This is a genomic window from Virgibacillus salinus (genome assembly GCF_900102415.1).
GTDB classification, from domain to species: domain Bacteria; phylum Bacillota; class Bacilli; order Bacillales; family Amphibacillaceae; genus Lentibacillus; species Lentibacillus subterraneus.
This window is the reverse complement of sequence record NZ_FNKD01000002.1, coordinates 805,172-821,292: the sequence shown is the minus strand read 5'-3', so window position 1 is coordinate 821,292 and position 16,121 is coordinate 805,172. Positions and strand designations below refer to the sequence as shown.

The 16,121-nt window shown below is 36.6% G+C and carries 12 protein-coding genes; all 12 read left to right on the top strand.

Annotation, left to right across the window (positions count from 1 at the left end):
- Window positions 1–132: 132 nt before the first annotated feature.
- The 12 genes from BLS02_RS10935 (at window position 133) to sigG (ending at window position 15,745) form a co-directional block, all read left to right on the top strand.
- Window positions 133–2,061, top strand: a complete 1,929-nt coding sequence (locus tag BLS02_RS10935) for a stage V sporulation protein D (RefSeq protein WP_092493039.1) — start codon at window positions 133–135, stop codon at window positions 2,059–2,061.
- Between the two features lie 231 nt (window positions 2,062–2,292).
- A complete protein-coding gene (locus BLS02_RS10930) occupies window positions 2,293–3,762 on the top strand; it encodes a UDP-N-acetylmuramoyl-L-alanyl-D-glutamate--2,6-diaminopimelate ligase (RefSeq protein ID WP_092493038.1) in 1,470 nt (489 codons plus the stop codon).
- Window positions 3,763–3,764: 2 nt separating this feature from the next.
- The gene (locus BLS02_RS10925; protein WP_092493037.1) at window positions 3,765–5,132 is read left to right on the top strand and encodes a UDP-N-acetylmuramoyl-tripeptide--D-alanyl-D-alanine ligase; all 1,368 of its coding nucleotides are present in this window, start codon (window positions 3,765–3,767) and stop codon (window positions 5,130–5,132) included.
- Between the two features lie 54 nt (window positions 5,133–5,186).
- Complete coding sequence (gene mraY, locus BLS02_RS10920) at window positions 5,187–6,155, top strand: phospho-N-acetylmuramoyl-pentapeptide-transferase (RefSeq protein WP_425445158.1); 969 nt, start codon at window positions 5,187–5,189, stop codon at window positions 6,153–6,155.
- Window positions 6,152–7,501 (top strand): UDP-N-acetylmuramoyl-L-alanine--D-glutamate ligase, encoded by a 1,350-nt coding sequence (gene murD / locus BLS02_RS10915; protein WP_092493035.1) that lies wholly within the window; start codon window positions 6,152–6,154, stop codon window positions 7,499–7,501. Before mraY ends, murD begins: the two co-directional genes overlap by 4 nt.
- Before the next feature lie 73 nt (window positions 7,502–7,574).
- On the top strand, window positions 7,575–8,687 hold the full coding sequence (gene spoVE, locus BLS02_RS10910; protein ID WP_425445157.1) for a stage V sporulation protein E: 1,113 nt from the start codon (window positions 7,575–7,577) through the stop codon (window positions 8,685–8,687).
- A 157-nt stretch (window positions 8,688–8,844) separates the two neighbouring features.
- A complete protein-coding gene (locus tag BLS02_RS10905) occupies window positions 8,845–9,636 on the top strand; it encodes a cell division protein FtsQ/DivIB (protein ID WP_092493034.1) in 792 nt (263 codons plus the stop codon).
- A gap of 494 nt (window positions 9,637–10,130) precedes the next feature.
- Window positions 10,131–11,414 carry a cell division protein FtsA gene (ftsA, locus tag BLS02_RS10900; protein ID WP_092493033.1) on the top strand — a complete coding sequence of 428 codons (1,284 nt, stop codon included), beginning with the start codon at window positions 10,131–10,133 and terminating at the stop codon, window positions 11,412–11,414.
- A 137-nt stretch (window positions 11,415–11,551) separates the two neighbouring features.
- Entirely contained in the window at window positions 11,552–12,685 is a 1,134-nt protein-coding gene (ftsZ, locus tag BLS02_RS10895) for a cell division protein FtsZ (protein WP_092493032.1), read from the top strand.
- A gap of 448 nt (window positions 12,686–13,133) precedes the next feature.
- Window positions 13,134–14,054 (top strand): sigma-E processing peptidase SpoIIGA, encoded by a 921-nt coding sequence (gene spoIIGA / locus BLS02_RS10890; RefSeq protein ID WP_092493031.1) that lies wholly within the window; start codon window positions 13,134–13,136, stop codon window positions 14,052–14,054.
- A 67-nt stretch (window positions 14,055–14,121) separates the two neighbouring features.
- Entirely contained in the window at window positions 14,122–14,841 is a 720-nt protein-coding gene (sigE, locus tag BLS02_RS10885) for an RNA polymerase sporulation sigma factor SigE (RefSeq protein WP_092493030.1), read from the top strand.
- Window positions 14,842–14,965: 124 nt separating this feature from the next.
- Window positions 14,966–15,745, top strand: a complete 780-nt coding sequence (gene sigG / locus BLS02_RS10880; RefSeq protein ID WP_092493029.1) for an RNA polymerase sporulation sigma factor SigG — start codon at window positions 14,966–14,968, stop codon at window positions 15,743–15,745.
- The last annotated feature ends 376 nt before the right edge of the window (window positions 15,746–16,121 follow it).

Genomic DNA, 16,121 nt, shown 5'->3' with positions numbered 1-16,121 from the left:
AGCCTTTTCTAGTCTTATAAATTAGGCTTCTTTATACGGGCACCTAAGCTTTTTCTAACATAAACAGTGTTCTATTCATTTTTTTTCATTCATATAGTGGATACAAGCCTACCTATGAAAAGGGGATGGAGAATGAAACGTGTATCTGCCGTGACTGTAAGAAAAAGAATAGTTACTGTTTTTCTTTTTGGATTGTTATTTTTTGCAATAATTGATGTTCGCTTGGGATATGTTCAGTTTGTTATTGGTGACGAACTCATGGACCTGGCAAATGAGTCCTGGAGCAGGGACATTACCTTTGAGCCTGAACGGGGTAACATTCTTGACCGGAATGGTGAAATATTGGCTGAGAATGTCTCGTCCCCCTCTGTTATTGTCGTTCCAAAACAAATTAAAAATCCCCAGGAAACTGCCGCCAAGATAGCAAATATATTAAATATTTCAGAGGAAAAGGCGTATGAATATGTAACCAGGAAGTCCGTCTATACACGTGTGCATCCTGAGGGGAGAAAGATATCAGAAGAACAGGAGTTACAGTTTCGTACGCTAGATTTGGATGGTGTTTACCTTGCGAAGGATTCAAAACGTCACTACCCGTATGGAAATTACTTATCGCACGTATTAGGATTTGCAGGTATTGATAACCAAGGATTAATGGGATTGGAAATGTACTATAATGATAAGCTCGATGGTGAAAAAGGCAGTCTATCTTTCTACTCAGATGCCAAGGGAAAAAAGCTGGAGCAAATTGCTGATGAATATAAGGCACCAGAAGATGGATTAAATTTAAAAACAACAATTAACTCAAAAGTTCAAACAATCATAGAACGTGAGCTTGATTTGGCTGTATCCAAATATAATCCGGACGGAGCTCTCGCTATTGCTGTTAATCCGAATACTGGTGGAATTCTTGGAATGACTTCCCGTCCTAATTTTAATCCAGAGAATTATCAAGATGTTGATCCGGAAATTTACAACCGAAATCTACCAATTTGGAGCACATATGAGCCTGGTTCAACTTTCAAGATTATTACACTTGCAGCAGCGCTTGAAGAAGGTGCTGTAGATTTGGAAAAAGACCATTTTCATGATGATGGAGATATCTCTGTAAGTGGAACTGAGCTGCATTGCTGGAAGAGCGGTGGCCATGGCAAGCAAACATATCTGGAAGTTGTTCAAAATTCATGTAATCCGGGTTTTGTTAATTTGGGGATGAATTTAGGAGAAGAGAAATTGTTTAGTTATATTAAGGATTTTGGCTTTGGAAAGAAAACTGGAATTGACCTTCAAGGTGAAGGAAATGGAATACTGTTCAAACCTGAAAATGTTGGCCCTGTAGAACTTGCTACTACTTCATTTGGACAAGGTGTCTCTGTAACACCAATTCAGCAAGTGATGGCAGTTGCAGCGGCAGTGAATGGCGGTAAATTATATGAACCTTATATTGCAAAAGAATGGATAGATCCCCAAACAAATAAGGTAGTTGGAATGGTTGAGCCAAACCTGAAAGAAAATATTATTTCAGAAGCAACTTCTAAAGAAATTCGTCAGGCATTGGAAAGTGTTGTGGCTCAAGGAACCGGACGTCCAGCTTATGTTGATGGTTACCGTGTTGGCGGTAAAACGGGGACTGCCCAAAAAGTTGGACCTGAAGGAAGATACTTGAAAGACAATTATGTTGTATCTTTTATTGGATTTGCTCCTGCTGATGACCCTGAAATCGTTGTATATGTTGCAGTTGATAATCCTAAAAATACTGTTCAGTTTGGCGGAGTTGTTACTGCACCAGTTGTAGGAACTATTATTGGAGACAGCTTGCGTGCGATGGGGGTAGAACCAAGGGATGATGGACTTGATAAAGAATACTTGTGGCCAGAACAGCCAAAAGTTGAAGTGCCAGATTTAGTAGGGCTGAATAAAAGCAAGTTAACCAAATACATGACCAATTTATCTATTGAGACGAGTGGTTCTGGTGACTATATTATTGACCAGGCACCAAGTCCGGGAACGAAGGTTGAGCAAGGTGAAAAGATAAGAATTTACCTATCTGATAAAAATTAATCGTGAATACGGTAAATATTTGCTATAATGAACAAGAAATAATTAATGTAAAACACTTGGTTTATCACCTAGCCTTAGTGGCGAAATCCTTAGTTGCACTTATACAGCAAAAAAGTATTTATACTTTCTTAACTGTTTAAGATTTTAATAAGAGGGTCATTGTACCCTCTTAAAAATTGAGGCCTTCTAGAATACATATGTGAGACACTACTGAAACGAGGATGTATTTATATGAAATTATTAGAAATTCTTTCCGTCTTACCATTTTATGAAACTACTGCTTCAATTGAAAATGTGGAGATCAATAATATAGAAGTTGATTCCCGCAAAGTTACTGATGGTAGTCTATTCATTTGTATTAATGGTTTTACGGTTGATGGACACGATTTTATAAGTCAGGCTGTTGATAATGGGGCAAAGGCTATTTTAGCTGAAAAAAATGTAGACACATCCGTGCCAACAATACTTGTTGCCGATTCGTCCAGAGCAATAGCAGTGATAGCAGCAAAGTTTTATAACTTTCCAACTAAGAAGTTACCACTAGTCGGCGTAACTGGTACTAATGGTAAAACGACAGTAACTTATCTGTTGGAATCCATTTTCAATCAAAATGACATGAAAACAGGTGTAATAGGAACAATTCAAATGAAAATTGGTCCGGATTCCTATCCTGTGAGCAATACAACACCAGATGCATTGTTTTTACAAAAGACATTCAGGCAGATGGCTAATGTAAATGTGGATAAAGCAATTATGGAAGTATCATCACATGCGTTAGATATGGGTCGTGTCTATGGCTGTGATTTTGACATTGCAGTGTTTACAAACTTATCACAAGATCATTTAGATTATCATAAAAACATGGATGACTACAGGCATGCAAAAAGTCTTTTGTTTGCCCAATTAGGGAATACCTATAATGACGGACATAAGAAATATGCAGTAATTAATGAGGATGATCCAAACAATGGTGTGCTAAAAAGAAGTACCGCTCAGCACGTTGTAACATATGGATGTGTTAATGATGCACAAGTAATGGCAATTGATATAAACCTCGAAGTTACGAAAACATCATTTAGAATGAACACTCCAGTAGGATCTATACAAGTTGACAGTCAGTTAATTGGTATGTTTAATGTCTACAACATGCTTGCGGCAAGTGCAGCAGCAATTTCTGCAAACGTACCGCTGCAGGTCATAAAAGATGCGCTTGGAGACATCAAAGGCGTCAGTGGCCGCTTCGAACCAGTAGATGGTGATCAGAATTTCGCTGCAATTGTAGATTATGCGCATACACCTGATTCTTTGGAAAACGTGTTACAGACAATTAAGGGCTTTGCTAAACAAAAAGTGTACGTTATCGTTGGTTGTGGTGGAGATCGTGATAAGACTAAACGTCCATTGATGGCATCTATTGCATTGGAATATGCTGATCAAGTTTTCTTTACTTCGGATAACCCACGTACAGAAGATCCTAAGTCTATTTTGGATGATATGATTGAAGGGATTGAAGAAAGTCATTACGAGGTAATAGAGGATAGGCGTGAAGCTATTTTTCACGCAGTAAGTCTAGCAGAAGAAGATGATATTATTCTAATCGCCGGAAAAGGCCATGAAACATATCAAGAAATTGGTAATATAAGATACGATTTTGATGATCGGGAAGTTGCGAAAGAAGCAATTAAAATAAAGGAGAAATGATAATGTTATTTACCACAGAATGGCTTACATCCATTTTTGGCGATTACAAAGGTGTTGCAGCTGATCCGATTGAAATTGGTGAGGTAGTAACAGACAGTCGTAAAAAAACGCATAAATCATTATTTATTCCTATAATTGGTGAAAACTTTGACGGTCATGACTATATAAAACAGGCATTTGATCAAGGCGCTGTCGCAGCACTGTGGAAAAAAGAGAAACAACTTCCTAGCTTTTTACCAACTGATTTCCCTGTGTTTTTTGTGGAAGATACATTAAAGGCGTTACAGGAGCTGGCTGGTTTCTATCGAGATAACATTAATCCTATTGTAATTGCAATAACGGGATCCAATGGTAAGACTACGACTAAAGATATTGTGGCATCAGTTATAAAGACAACATTTAATACACAGCACACAAAAGGTAATCTTAATAATCATATCGGAGTGCCATTAACTATTCTATCAATGGTTCCTGGGACTGAAGTACTTATCGTTGAAATGGGTATGAATCAATATGGTGAAATAGAAACACTATCGAACATTGCAAAACCTGATATTGCCGTTATAACTAATATTGGTGAGTCACATATTGAGTACTTGGGATCAAGAGCAGGTATTGCCAAAGCCAAGCTTGAAATTATTAGCGGAATGAAACATAATGGTTATCTTATTATCGACGGTGATGAACCGTTATTAGAAGAAATGCATAAACGGGATAATGTAATAACATGTGGATTTGATGCCGACAATGAAGTAGTAGTGAAGAAAATAAAGCTAACATATAACCACACACAATTTCAGCTTTCAGATGGAAATGAGTATTCTATTCCCTTACTAGGTAATCATCATGCCTTGAACGCAGCATTTGCTATTATAATTGCCGAACGTCTTCAAATACCAAAATCTAAGGTAGTAAAGGGATTGACAGAGTTGGAACGCACATCAATGCGATTTGAACTGCTAAAGGGTAAAAATGATGTTTCTATAATAAACGATGCATACAATGCCTCGCCTACTTCCATGAAAGCAGCAATAAACGTTGTGAAACAAATGGAAGGATTCAAGCAAAAAGTTCTTGTGCTAGGGGATATTTTTGAACTTGGAAATGAGTCTAAATTGTTTCATCAATCGATTGCAGAAAGTATTGATAATTCAGTAGATGCTTTATTAACGTTTGGTGATGAATCAGAAGAAATATCATCCACCGTAAATAAAAGTAAATCAGATATAAGTTGCAGCCATTTTACATCGAAAACAAATTTATTGAACGCCTTGGAGGACTTTTTAACAAAGGATACGCTTATATTGTTTAAAGCTTCAAGAGGTATGCAGTTTGAATTATTCGTTGAAAAACTTACAGATCCATCATAATTAGCATGGACGGTTGTTGCAAGAGGAGGAGAAACAGTGAATATATATGTATTAATGATGACAATAGCAATAGCTTTCCTAATCACCGTCCTTCTATCACCATTTTTTATTCCGTTTTTACGGCGTCTGAAGTTTGGTCAAAGTATTAGGGATGAAGGTCCGCAATCACATATTAAAAAAACAGGAACACCGACAATGGGCGGTATAATGATTGTTATTAGTGTGACCGCTACTTCGATTATTATGGTAAGTAAATTCAGCTCAGGCTCAATTGGGTATGAATTGTGGCTGCTTATTTTTGTGTTAGTGGGCTACGGGTTTTTAGGATTTTTAGATGACTTCATTAAAGTAGCAATGAAGCGAAATTTAGGATTGACTTCCAAACAAAAAATGCTTGGACAACTTATTATCGCACTTGTATTTTACTTTATTATTCAATATAACGGCTTTGCGACATATATCCATATACCAGGCACAGCAATTCAATGGGAACTAGGCTGGGGATATGCATTACTCATTATATTTATGCTTGTAGGTGCATCTAATGCTGTTAACTTGACTGATGGACTGGACGGGTTGCTAGCAGGAACAGCCGCAATTGCGTTTGGTGCGTTTGGCATTTTAGCATGGTATGGGTTCCCTCAATCTGAGGTTACAATCTTCTCACTGGCTGTAGTTGGAGCCTTATTAGGATTTTTAGTATTTAATGCTCATCCTGCTAAAGTATTTATGGGTGACACCGGTTCGCTGGCATTAGGCGGATCGATTGCAGCAATAGCTATTTTAACAAAACTTGAAATAATACTAGTGATTATTGGTGGCGTATTCGTAATCGAAACGCTCTCGGTAATTATTCAGGTTATATCGTTTAAGACAACAGGTAAAAGGGTATTTAAAATGAGTCCATTGCACCATCATTATGAATTACTTGGCTGGTCAGAGTGGCGTGTTGTAACAACATTTTGGCTAGTAGGACTTATTTTTGCAGCTCTAGGCATATATATTGAGGTGTGGATAGTTTGAAGACTTTAGATAATTTTCCTTATTCTCATGTACTTGTATTAGGTTTAGCTAAGAGCGGGACTGCCGCTGCCAAGCTTTTATTACAAAGTGGGAAAAGAGTTCGTGTAAATGATAAAAATGCAAATGAAAACGATGACGCTGTTAATGAATTGAAGTCGATGGGGGCAGAAGTGATTACAGGTTCCCATCCTCTTTGTGTTTTGGATAGTATTGAAATTGTTGTTAAGAACCCGGGAATTCCATATGATAACCCGATATTAGTTGAGGCAAAAAAGAGAGACATATCAATTATCACTGAAATCGAAATTGCCGGTAATTTAGTAGAAAGTTCGATTATTGGTATAACCGGATCTAACGGCAAAACTACAACTACAACTTTAACAACTGAAATGCTGGTGAAAAGCAATCAGTCTGCTAAAATCGCAGGAAACATTGGATATGTGGCAACAGATGTTGCAAAATCATTAGGAAAAGAAGAAAAGATGGTATTGGAATTGTCATCGTTTCAATTAATGGGAGTCAAAACTTTTAAACCAAAGATAGCAGTTTTATTAAATATCTTTGAAGCTCACCTTGATTATCACAAGACGTTTGAAAATTATAAAGAAGCAAAATGTAATGTATTTGCAAATCAGTCTGAGGATGACTTTTTAATTTATAATGCTGATGATCCAGTAGTATCAGAAGCAGTTCTCTCAGCAAAATCAATGAAGATACCATTCTCTTTGAAAAAGCGGCTTAATGAGGGTGCTTGGGTCGACAAAACTAGCATCTATTTTAAGAGTGAAAAGATTATTGATAAAAGCGATATTGTATTAGTAGGTGCACACAATCTTGAAAATATTCTGGCTGCAATAAGTGCAGCAAAGTTAAGTGGTGCAAGTAATGAAGGAATACGAGAAGTTCTAATTAATTTTTCAAGTGTCAAACATCGGCTTCAATTTGTTGAAAACATAGATGGTCGGCTATTTTATAATGATTCGAAAGCAACAAATATACTTGCATCACAGAAGGCACTTTCCTCATTTAAGCAACCGACAATCCTGTTAGCTGGTGGACTTGATCGTGGAAATGAATTTGATGATCTAATACCATATTTGAATAACGTTAAAGGAGTCATTCTTTTTGGTGAAACAAAAGAAAAACTCAAAAAAACTGCTAGTGATGCTGGAGTAGAAGTTATTTTAACAGTTAATGATATGAATCAGGCTGTTAAACAAGCTTACAGTATTTCTGAGCGTGATGATGTCATATTATTATCCCCTGCATGTGCGAGCTGGGACCAATATCGCACTTTTGAAGAAAGAGGAGACATGTTTATACAAGCTGTGCATACATTAATGTAGGGGCTTGTTTCTATTCAATACTTAATTAAATTATAAACGCCCCTTCCGATCAAACTGGAAACGGGGTGTTTATTTGTTCCGGAGAATTTTTAAAAACCAGTATGCACCAGATTATACGTTATTGGCTGTCATATTGTCGTTGCTTTTAATAGGAATCGTTATAGTTTATAGTTCTTCATTTGTGTGGGCTGAATACAAATATGCAGATTCATTTTATTATGTAAAACGTCAACTCCTCTTCTGTAGTGTGGGTCTTATTGCCATGTTCTTTATTATGAGCGTTCCATATGGTACCTGGAAGAAGTACAGTAAAGTCATATTGCTCGCGTGCTTTTTGTTATTACTGGCTGTATTAATTCCGGGAATTGGTATGGTGCGTGGTGGAGCACAAAGCTGGATTGGCGTTGGAGCATTTAGTATCCAACCTTCCGAATTTATGAAGTTGGGTCTAATCATATATTTATCCGTTTATTTGTCTGTTCAGCAAAAGTATATTACCTCTTTCAAAAAGGGGTTTTTTCCATCCCTTCTTTTAGTTTTTACATCGTTTGGACTAATCATGCTGCAGCCGGATCTTGGAACAGGTGTTGTGCTTGTGCTTACATGTATGGTGATGATTTACACTGCCGGTGCCAGATTGTCCCATTTTTTAGGATTAGCTGTTCTTGGTATAGCAGGGTTCTTGCTGTTGATTATTTCTGCTCCATATCGAATAGATCGGATTACTGCCTTTTTAAATCCATGGGAAGATCCGTCTGATACAGGTTTTCAAATTATCCAATCATTATATGCCATTGGTCCAGGTGGTCTAACAGGGGTTGGGCTTGGCAATAGTTTACAGAAACATTTCTATTTACCCGAACCGCAAAATGATTTTATCTTTGCAATATTAGGTGAGGAATTGGGCTTTTTGGGTGGTACATTTGTAATTGGACTATTTATGTTATTATTTTGGCGAGGGGTAAAGGTTGCACTTGAAGCACCAGATGCTTATGGACGATTTCTTGCGCTTGGAATTGTCTCCATGCTAACGATACAGGTAATGATTAATATAAGTGTAGTAATTGGTTTGATCCCAGTTACAGGAATAACACTCCCATTTCTTAGTTATGGGGGGTCATCATTAACGTTAACGCTTTGTTCTGTTGGTATTTTGCTAAATATCAGCAAATATTCCAAACTATAATAATTTTTGTTAGAAAACACTTCAATCTAGGTAATGTTTACTACATATTTAAATCTATTATGTGATATAATTCATGTACAAAAGAGAAACGGCATTATATAGTGCCGTTTCGCTCTTTTCATTTAATTAAAATTTTCTGATAAAGGAAGAAATAGAAATGGGGAAAAAAAAGAATGTAGTTTCAATTGAGGATCGCATTCCAATGTTGAAACAGGAACGTAAAAAAAAGGCAAATCGCCGTCTCATATTTTATCTTTCTATTTTTTTCTTTTTAATCTCCATAATTGTATACCTTCAATCACCGTTAAGCCATGTGAAAACAATTGACGTATCAGGAAATTCATTTGCTAAAGACCAGGAAGTTATTCAACAAAGCAATATCTCCAAAGATACGAATATATGGATGATTAATGAATCAAAAGTAGTACAGGCAATTAGAGAAAACCCGGTAGTGAAATCCGTAGAGGTGAATCGACAGCTACCTTGGACAATTGAAATTCAACTTAAAGAGTACGATCAGGTTGGCTATATTAAAAGAGAAGGCAGTTTTTATCCAATCTTGGGTAATGGTAGAGTTCTAACTGAAATGAAGCAGAAATTAGCTAACGGGGATGCGCCATTAATTCTTGGCTTTAGTGAAGAGGCGTATTTGGATAATATGACTGCAGAATTAAAAAAACTACCTGAGAGCATATTGAATCTAATCTCAGAAATACACTGGAAACCAAGTGACGATAACCAGAATAAAATCTTGCTTTATATGAATGATGGCTATATGGTTGATGGAACAATTAGGAATTTTGCAGATAAGATGGATGTATATCCATCCATCGTTGCTCAGCTAAAACCAGAAAGTAAAGGGATTATTCATATTGGTGTAGGTGCATATTTTGAATCGTTTAACGATGATACAGAAGAAGATGAGATCCAGAATGAAACTGAAGGATAATCGGGTAATATAGTGACTAAATCTTTTTAACAAGAAAGTCACATTTTCAATATATTTAACGAATTCTATGGAGTGGCTTCAAAAAAAGTTTTAGCAATAAAGAACTTCAATTGTTTGAAATGTTTAATTGATTGAAAGGTAGTTGGGAAAAATTAGTATAAAAACTCGATAAAATAGAAGGATTTAGTAGCTTTTTTGTTGAATTAACTAATATATATTTTCTTTTTAGTTATATTCCTTTAAAATAGTAGATTATAGTGTAATTAGAAACATGGCTTTTCGTTAAAGGGGTTTCTTATGAAAATCGTACTTTGCTTTTCTTAACCCTTATACTGTGGAGTACAAGCTTTAATGGTGAGAGTCATAGTTGCATTTATGCAGTAAGAATAATAGTTATAAATTCTTAACTGCAAATAATAGAAAATGGAATAAGAGAAATCATCTGATGAAATAATGATTGAATCAGATGCTTCTGAATCAGGAGGTGCCTTTCTTTGAACAACAGTGAAGTACTAGTGAGTCTTGACATAGGTACATCAAAAATCAAAGTTATAATTGGAGAAGTATTAAATGACTCCCTTAATATCATTGGGGTTGGTACAGCAAAATCGAATGGCATGAAAAAAGGTGCAATAGTTGATATTGATCAAACCGTAAATTCCATACGAAATGCCGTTGAACAAGCGGAACGAATGGTTGGAATGCAAATTGATAGTGTAGTAGTAGGTATTAACGGGAATCACATACAATTACAGCCATGTCATGGAGTTGTAGCAGTTCAGAGTGAAAACCGGGAGATTGGTGATGAGGATATCTCACGCGTAATCGATGGTGCTCAAGTTATATCAATTCCACCAGAACGCGAGATTATCGATGTAATTCCTAAACAATTCGTTGTCGATGGTTTAGATGAGATAACAGATCCAAGAGGAATGATTGGCGTAAGACTGGAAATGGAGGGAACAATTATTACTTGTTCCAAGACAGTTTTACATAATATTTTAAAATGTGTGGAACGTGCTAATTTACAGGTTTCAGATATTTGTTTACAACCACTCTCGGCTGGAACGGTAGCTTTATCCAAAGATGAGAAAAACCTTGGTGTGACACTTATTGATGTTGGTGGAGGTTGCTCGACAGTTTCGATATTTGAAAATGAACACTTGGTATCTACCAGTGTAGTTCCACTTGGCGGCGACAACATTACCAAGGATTTGTCCATTGGGTTAAGAACTTCAACAGAAGAGGCAGAAGATATTAAATTAAATTATGGACATGCTTTTTTCGATGATGCAAAAGAAGAAGAAACGTTTGAGGCATCTATTATTGGCAGTAATAATACACAAACGCATAACCAGTTGCAAATTGCTGACATAATAGAAGCTAGATTGGCGGAAATATATGCTTATGCAGAACGTGAAATCAGACGTATGGGATACCAACAACTACCTGGAGGATATGTACTAACAGGTGGTACAATGAAGATGCCAGGTGTTCTAGAACTTGCACAGGATATTTTCCAGTCAAATGTACGCATGGCTATCCCTGATTACATAGGTGTAAGAGAGCCACAGTTCACTGCTGGAGTAGGAATCTTGCAATTTGCCTATCGTAATGCGAAAATACAAGGAAAAGAACTATATCCGTCTGTAGTAGTAAATCAGGATGAATCTAAACCCAAACGTACAAAAAAATCAACAAATACAGATGAAACAACAACAAAAACAAAGAAAAAAGAATCTGGAATGGCTAATTTGTTTAAGTATTTTTTTGACTAAACACTAGGCGGAACAGTTCGATGATAAATAGTAACTGGCCTCTTGCTAATGTTTATATATATTAATACTCTAGGACCCTAGGATATAAATTAGCTTCTAGAACTCTTGTAATTTTGCATATTAGGAGGAACGGAAATATGTTAGAGTTTGATACGAATATGGATCAGCTAGCAACAATTAAAGTTATCGGTGTCGGTGGTGGTGGAAGCAACGCTGTTAACCGCATGATTGAACATGGAGTTGAAGGTGTTGAGTTTATTGCCGTTAATACAGACGCACAAGCTTTAAATCTATCAATGGCAGAAACAAAATTACAAATCGGCGGAAAACTGACTCGCGGACTTGGTGCAGGTGCAAACCCTGAGGTTGGTAAAAAAGCCGCTGAAGAAAATAAAGAACAGTTAGAAGAAGTATTGCAAGGTGCTGACATGATATTTGTTACAGCCGGTATGGGTGGAGGCACTGGAACTGGTGCTGCACCAGTAATTGCGCAAATCGCGAAAGAACTTGGTGCATTAACGGTTGGTGTAGTAACCCGTCCTTTTACATTTGAAGGGAAAAGGAGATCTACACAAGCAGTAACTGGAATTGATTCACTTAAAAGCAGTGTAGATACTCTAATTGTTATTCCGAACGACCGTTTATTGGAAATTGTTGATAAGAATACTCCAATGCTAGAAGCATTCCGTGAAGCTGACAATGTATTGCGACAAGGTGTACAAGGTATCTCTGATTTAATTGCAAAACCAGGCTTGATTAATGTTGACTTTGCTGACGTGAAAACGATCATGTTTGATAAAGGGTCTGCGTTAATGGGGATTGGTGTTGCTACTGGAGAAAACCGTGCACCTGAAGCAGCTAAAAAAGCTATCTCTTCACCATTACTGGAAACCTCTATTGATGGGGCACACGGTATTCTTATGAATATAACAGGTGGTTCAAATTTAAGCTTGTATGAAGTTCAGGAAGCAGCAGATTTGGTAACCTCAGCTGCAGATGACGAAGTGAATGTAATCTTTGGATCAGTAATCAATGAGAACCTGAAAGATGAGATTATAGTAACTGTAATTGCTACTGGTTTTGATGAGAACCAAAAAGTAAATAAACAGCCTAAAGAACGCCCGGTTATTAATCATAACCAACATGCTGCGTCCAAATCTACCGATGAAATGCCTAGAGAAAGGGCACAAAATCAGCAAAGCCGTCCTACTTCACAGGATGACGAATTGGATATTCCTACATTCTTAAGAAATCGTAATCGCAACAAATAAATAATAATTTCAAAAAGCAATCAGACATTATCTGGTTGCTTTTTTTGTTGTTTAGGAAACGATAAAATTTAATTGCTGTTGATAATTGGATTTCCGAATCAGCCACGTCTCGACATACAGGACGTACTAGTGCCGGTGACCACAGGAAGTGGCGTTCTCGTCGTCCAGCACCTAGTGAACTTCCTCTCCGTGTCTACGATAAGAAATAAAGGAAGATCTTCTAACACCACCGGATTATACGGTAACGTCGACCCATCCGCGATGCGAAGGGCGCATTCCGTACATTGCTACATGGGCGCTTGCGCCTTTACTCTCATTTAAGACGACAAAGTCTCCGATAAGTAGTTAAAATTAGCACATTTTTGCATACAAGAAGTGACAGACTTCGCTAGCTAAACAAACTATACTTCTAAATAAGGTATTCGATTAAGGTGAAAGGAAGAAGGAAGTGACCATTTATCTTGATGCTGTCTGGCTATTAAATTTCTTCTTGGACTTGATGCTTTTAATGCTTACTCAAGCCCTGGCAAAAGACAGCACACAAAAGGTTCGAATTATTTTTGGTGCGTTTATTGCTTCGTTATTAGTTCCGTTATCTATTTTTTATCCGAATTCATTCTTTACTAGTGTAATAGGAAAGCTGATTTATTCGATAATTATTATATTATGTGCATTTCAATTTCGGTCGATCTATCGAATGATAAAGTTGCTTCTTCTATTTTACTTTACGACATTTGCCATAGGGGGTGGATTAATAGGGATTCACTTTTTACTTCAAAATCCGGTTGGTTTGTCTGCAAATGGTATTCTGACTTTTAATAGTGGCTACGGTGATCCGATTAGCTGGTTATTTATCGTTATTGGATTCCCATTAGTCTGGATATTCACCAAAGGTCGTATGGACAAGCATGCAGTAGAGAAGATTCGATATGATCAACTTTGCCCTATAACTATTCAAATTGGAAATACAAGTAAATCAACTACAGGATATATTGATAGCGGCAACCAGCTTGTAGACCCTTTTACAAAGAAACCTGTCATTATATGTGATGAGCATTTTTTAAAACAATGGTTTAGTTCAGTTGAATGGGAAATGTTGAAGGTTGCTCATGATGAGTTAGATTTTGAAAAGCTACCAAAAGATTGGGAAAACCGTATTAATATTATCCCTTTTCAGGGTGTTGAAGGTAATCGATCATTTATGATGGCTATTAAGCCCGACAATATAGTGATTTTTTATAACGACCAGAAGATTGTTACTCATAAAATCTTAATTGGTATTCAATTTGCCGATTTGACAAAGGATCAATCATACCATTGTCTATTACATCCTCAAATTGTAAAGATGGCAACTGCTAATTCTGCATAAAATATTCTGCAAAGTTAGCTATTCCCGTTAATTATTATGAAATAAATGCTAAAAGGAGCGTCTTAATTTGAAATTATGGAAATTACGAATGCGTTTATGGTGGTACAATTTTTTATTTAAGCTCGGATTTAAAACAGACGAAATCTATTATATTGGTGGGAGTGAAGCACTACCTCCACCATTATCAAAAGATGAAGAGCGAGAATTACTTGAATTACTGCCAAAAGGTGATAAATCCGCCAGAGCAGTGCTGATCGAACGAAATCTTCGCTTGGTTGTATATATCGCACGAAAGTTTGAAAATACCGGTATAAATATTGAGGATTTGATTAGTATAGGAACAATCGGCTTAATAAAAGCTGTCAATACATTTAATCCAGAAAAGAAAATCAAGTTAGCAACATATGCATCAAGGTGTATTGAGAATGAGATACTAATGTACTTACGAAGAAATAATAAATTAAAATCTGAAATTTCGTTTGATGAACCACTTAACATAGACTGGGATGGTAATGAATTAAGGTTATCAGATATCTTAGGCACAGATGAAGATATAATTACAAGGGATATAGAAACAAATGTGGATAAATCTTTATTAAAAAATGCCCTATCACAATTGAATGCCCGAGAGAAACAAATTATGGAGCTTCGCTTTGGTTTAGTAGGTCAAGAAGAAAAAACACAAAAAGATGTCGCCGATATGTTAGGAATTTCTCAGTCTTATATTTCCCGTTTAGAGAAAAAAATTATTAGACGCTTACAAAAAGAATTCAATAAAATGGTCTGACATACTGCGGCAAGAAATTAGGTGTATTTAGACCATTTTTGTACTGAATAACTTTGCATAAAAAATCCTCTACGGGGAGATACTGTCCATGAACAGCATCTCCAATCCGGGAGGGTAGAACAGAATGACTAGACATAAAGTTGAGATTTGTGGTGTTGATACATCTAAGTTACCTGTACTAAAGAATGACGAAATGCGCAAGTTGTTCAAAAAAATGCAGGAAGGCGACATATCAGCGAGAGAGGAACTTGTTAATGGAAATTTACGGCTCGTATTAAGTGTGATTCAGCGATTTAATAATCGTGGAGAGTACGTTGATGATCTGTTCCAAGTAGGTTGTATTGGACTTATGAAATCAATTGATAATTTTGATTTAGGACATAATGTTAGGTTTTCCACGTATGCTGTTCCGATGATTATTGGTGAGATCAGACGGTATTTGCGTGATAATAATCCGATTAGAGTTTCTAGATCATTACGTGATATAGCCTATAAAGCATTACAGGTGAGGGAGAAGTTAATTAGTGAATCTTCAAAAGAGCCAACTCCTATGGAAATTGCTGAGGAAATGGGTATCCCTCATTCAGATATTGTCTTTGCGATGGATGCCATACAAGATCCGGTTTCCTTATTCGAACCAATTTACAATGATGGTGGTGATCCTATATATGTAATGGATCAGATCAGCGATGATTCGGATAAGGACTCAATGTGGGTTGATAAGCTATCGTTGAAAGAAGGAATGTACCGTTTAAATGAGCGAGAAAAAATGATCTTAAATAAACGTTTTTTCCAAGGAAAAACACAAATGGAAGTAGCAGATGAAATCGGAATATCACAGGCACAAGTATCACGCCTGGAAAAAGCAGCTATTTCCCAAATGAACAAACAAATGTTTGAATGATGAAAAGCGAAGCGGGTTTGGTCAGTGATGACATGCGAAACAAAAGTCAGTAGAGCACTCAAGTGACTATTGCTTACGTCATTAGTCACTAGCCCACGGAGCTAGTCTGATCAGAAGTGGAAGCAGCGCCGTTACATTTTAAAACTAATCCGTTTTGGGCTAACAACTGTACTAGCACGTACTTTGAAAATAGAGACGTAAGGATTGACTTGCTAAAAGTTACTTTTATATATATTCAGACGCCAAGCCAACTGTGTTTGGTGTCTTTTTTTGCAGTCAAGAAAGTATAAATCCCTTTTTACTGCATAAGTGCAACTAAGGAATTCGCTATACAAGCTTGGTGATAAGCGAAGTTATAAATACATTTTTATTTTTC